This window comes from Caulobacter sp. S45, assembly GCF_903642205.1.
Lineage (GTDB): Bacteria > Pseudomonadota > Alphaproteobacteria > Caulobacterales > Caulobacteraceae > CAHJWH01.
Genome location: NZ_CAHJWH010000214.1, coordinates 1 through 3,900, shown reverse-complemented (window position 1 = coordinate 3,900; position 3,900 = coordinate 1). Strand labels below are relative to the sequence as shown.

Below are 3,900 nucleotides of genomic sequence, written 5' to 3'. Positions count from 1 at the left end.
TTGGCCATGGTGAAGGTCTTGCCCGAGCCGGTGACGCCCAAGAGCACCTGGTCGGCGTCGTGGGCCTGCACGCCTTTAACCAGCTCGGCGATGGCGGTGGGCTGGTCGCCGGCGGGCTCGTAGGACGAGACCAGGTTGAAGGTCTTGCCGCCCTCGGACTTGGTGGGGCGGGCGGGCTTGTGCGGGGACCAGGCGCTGGACACGCTCTTGGGCGTATCGACGGCCGGGTGGTTGAAGATGAACTTGGCGGAGGCCTCCTCCACGTGCAGCGCCTCGGAGCCCTTAGGGGCCATGGACTCGAAGGCGGCGGCGATCGCTGCGGGCTTGACGCGAGCGGGGGCGGACTTCGCGGAACGGGCCATGAACGGGAAGGTAGGTCCGACACCGCACCGCGGCTAGCCCCCTCAGTCACGCAACCGCGTGACAGCTCCCCCGCCGGGGGAGCATCTTAGGGCTGCTGATCCTCCCCCGGCGGGGGAGGTGTCGGCGAAGCCGACGGAGGGGGTCTTGGACGCGCCGAGACTGACGAGGAACAGGGCGCGGGAGCTACGAGGACAGATGTCCTTGCCGGAAGTGCTTCTATGGATCGCACTCCGAAAGCGACAAGCCGGCCTGCGCTTCCGACGACAGCACCCGATCGGCCCCTACATCCTCGACTTCTACTGCGAAGCCGCGCGTCTGGCGGTGGAGATCGACGGAGACGGCCACCTGCACGGCGATCAACTTCTTCGAGACGCAAGGCGCGACAGGTGGGTCGCCGCGCAGGGTGTCAGCACGCTCCGCGTCGCAGCGCGTGATGTGCTGGGCGGGCCGGACGACGTCGTCGCGACCATAAGATCCGCTGCAGCCGATCGAGATCATCTCATCGCCCTCGGCGCGAGCGTTCCTGGGGAAGTTGGGTCGTCCGGCGAGCCCGGGTATGACGATCCGTGCACGCCCTCCTGACCACCCGCCGCGCCGAGGCGCGCCACACCGTCCGGGTAATGACCGCGGTGCTGGCGGCCTACGTCCTGTATGCCACCCTCGACCTGCCGCAGGGCTACTGGGCGGTGTTCACCACGCTGATCGTCATGCAGGCGAGCATCGGCGGCACGGTGGGCGCCTCGGTGGACCGGATGTACGGCACGGTGCTGGGGGCGGTGGTGGGAGGGGGCGCCGCAGCGCTGCGGACGCTGAGCCCGCTCGGGCTGGGCCCCGTGGGACTGGGCGTGGCGCTGGTGCTGTCGGCGGGGATCACCGCCTACGTCGCCATGCTACGGCCGAACATGAAGGTCGCACCGGTCACCGCGGCCATCATGCTGCTGAGCAGCACCGGCAAGCTCGGGCCGCTGCACGCCGCCGCCTACCGGGTGGTGGAGATCGGCATCGGCAGCGTCATCGGGGTGGCGGCGACGCTGCTGATCTTCCCGGCGCGCTCCCGCCAGGTGGTGGCCGAGCGGACCGGGTCAGTGCTCGCCTCCATCGCCGAACTGCTCGGCCACTACGCCACCTGGCTGGAGCAGGCCGAGGTCGAGACCCAGGAGGCGCTGCACCCGCTGCACGACCGCATCCGCGCCGAGATCGGCGCGGTGGAGCAGGCCGTTGACGACACCGAGCGGGAACGCGCCGCGCGGCTCGGATACCACCACCTGTCGCCAGCGACGCCGCGGACCCTGTGGCGGGTGCGGAGCGAGGCGATCGCCATCGGGCGTGCGCTGCGGACGCCCTGGCCGATCGAGCTGCGGGCGCGGCTGTCGGAGCCGGGCGCGCGGATGCTGCGGGCGGACGCGGTCTTTCTGGAGGCGTGCCGGGTGGCGCTGCGGGCCAATGCGACGGTGGAGCGCGGCGACCTGATCGCGCGGCACGACCTGGTGCAGGCGGCGGTCCACGACCTGCGGCGCGAACGGCTGACGGCGAGCTTCGACCTGGAGACCGTGGGGGCGACCTTCAGCTTCGCCTTCGCCCTGGAGAGCCTGTACGGACACCTGGGCGACCTTGCGGACCGGATCGACGAGGCGGCGCTGGGCCGGCCCAAGCGGCGGCGGTTCCGCGACGGTGGATCGGGTGAGCGCACAATGGAAAAGGGGCGGACCTGAAAGGCCCGCCCCCATCCCCTGCCCCCAGGCGCCGCCGACCCCCCGGTCTCACGGCGCCGAAGTCTGTTCGAAACGCTCCGACCCAAGGGGCGTGCAGCCCGTCGCGGTCGTATGCACTTGAGAGGATCGCCGCCCCGGCGTCAAAGCGACATTGTGGCAGGAATGCGGAATCGGCGCCTTTGTAGCGCCGGCGCAACAACATCTGGGCCGGCGCAAGATAATAACCGGCTCGCGCCTAAAATTCGCCGGGGCGAGCCGTCATTAGGCCGTTCGCCCGGGGCGCGCCGGCTGTGGTGCGCGGGTGTTTCTAGGCCTAAGCGTAGTCCGCTAGACCGGGACGGGCAGGAGTTCGACGCGCGTGGAGACCGACACTCGCCAGGCCGAAGGCCTGACGCCGCAGGAGGCCATGCCTGGCCAAGCTACGCCTCGCGAGGGGACGCCTCGCGAGCACACGCCGGGCGCCCGGCCGATCACCGCGCCGCCGCGCAAGCGCCGCAGCCTGCTGAGCACGCTGCTGTGGGCGGGCGTCTTCATCCTGGTGGTGGCGCTGATCGTCTGGTTCGCCTCCACCCGGGGCGGTGCGTCGAGCGCGGGTGGACCGGGCGCGGGGCACGGCCGGGGCGGTCGTGGCGGAGCGGGCGGCATGGCCACCACGGTGAGCGTGGCCCAGGTCACCCGCGCCGACGTGCCGATCTATCTGAACCAGCTCGGCACGGTGACGCCGCTGGCCACCGTGACCGTGACCAGCCAGGTCTCCGGCTTCCTGCAGAGCCTGGGCTTCCAGGAGGGCCAGCTGGTGCACAAGGGCCAGTTCCTGGCCCAGATCGACCCTCGCCCCTACCAGGCCACCCTGCTCCAGGCCGAAGGCACGCTGGCGCGCGACCAGGCGGCGCTGGTCCAGGCGCGGCTGGACCTGAAGCGTTATCGCCTGCTGCTGTCCCAGGACTCCATCGCCAGCCAGACCGTGGACCAGCAGGCCGCAACGGTCTTGCAGGACGAGGGCACGGTGAAGACCGACGAGGGGGCCATCGCCGCCGACAGGCTGAACATCGCCTACGCCCACGTCACCTCGCCGGTGACCGGACGGGTGGGACTGCGCCTGATCGATCCGGGCAACTACGTCTCCACCGTCTCCAACACCACGGCGACCAACTCGCTGACCAGCTCCGGCATCGTGACGGTGACCCAGCTGGCGCCCATGGACGTGCTGTTCACCCTGCCGGAGGACAACCTGCCACAGGTGCAGGCGCGGATGCGGACCGGGGCCAGCCTGCCCGTGGTGGCCTATGACCGCACGGGCGCGACCGAGCTGGCGCGCGGCAAGCTGTTCGCCCTGGACAGCCAGGTGGACTCGACCACCGGCACGGTGCGGGCCAAGGCGCGCTTCGACAATGGGGCGGGGACGCTGTTCCCGCAGCAGTTCGTCAACGTGCGGGTGCTGGTGGACACGCTGCACGACGCGGTGACCGCGCCCAATAACGCGGTGCTGCGCGGGGCCAACGGGCTGTACGTCTATGGCGTACGGGGCGGAGTGAACCACCACACCGTCACCGTCATCAACGTGAAGACCGGCGACACCGACGCGATCAACACCGCCATCCAGAGCGGCGTGGACCCGGGCGAGACCGTCGTCACCGACGGCACCGACCGCCTGCGCGAAGGCGCAGCCGTGCTCCTGCCCGGCGACTGCATCCCGGTGTTCGCCGGCGGCAGGGGCGGCAAGGGCGGCCATCGTCACGGCGGCGCGGGCGCGGGTCCGGGCGGCGCTGCGGCTCAGGGCTCCCCCGGCTGTCCGAAGGGCGAGACGCGGCTGACCGCCTCCACG

General features: G+C 71.1%; 3 protein-coding genes and 1 pseudogene. 3 read left to right on the top strand and 1 reads right to left on the bottom strand.

Annotation, left to right across the window (positions count from 1 at the left end; all coding sequences use genetic code 11):
- Positions 1 to 362 (bottom strand): annotated as a pseudogene (locus tag HUV06_RS15005) (hypothetical protein); the annotation flags it as partial.
- A gap of 196 nt (positions 363 to 558) precedes the next feature.
- Between HUV06_RS15005 and HUV06_RS15000 the strand changes: the two are divergent.
- From HUV06_RS15000 to HUV06_RS14990, 3 genes are all read left to right on the top strand, one after another.
- Complete coding sequence (locus tag HUV06_RS15000; protein ID WP_174302052.1) at positions 559 to 945, top strand: endonuclease domain-containing protein; 387 nt, start codon at positions 559 to 561, stop codon at positions 943 to 945.
- Positions 930 to 2,075 (top strand): FUSC family protein, encoded by a 1,146-nt coding sequence (locus HUV06_RS14995; RefSeq protein ID WP_217433909.1) that lies wholly within the window; start codon positions 930 to 932, stop codon positions 2,073 to 2,075. Before HUV06_RS15000 ends, HUV06_RS14995 begins: the two co-directional genes overlap by 16 nt.
- A 358-nt stretch (positions 2,076 to 2,433) precedes the next feature.
- The coding region (locus tag HUV06_RS14990; RefSeq protein ID WP_174302051.1) for an efflux RND transporter periplasmic adaptor subunit at positions 2,434 to 3,900 on the top strand (1,467 nt) is incomplete at its 3' end.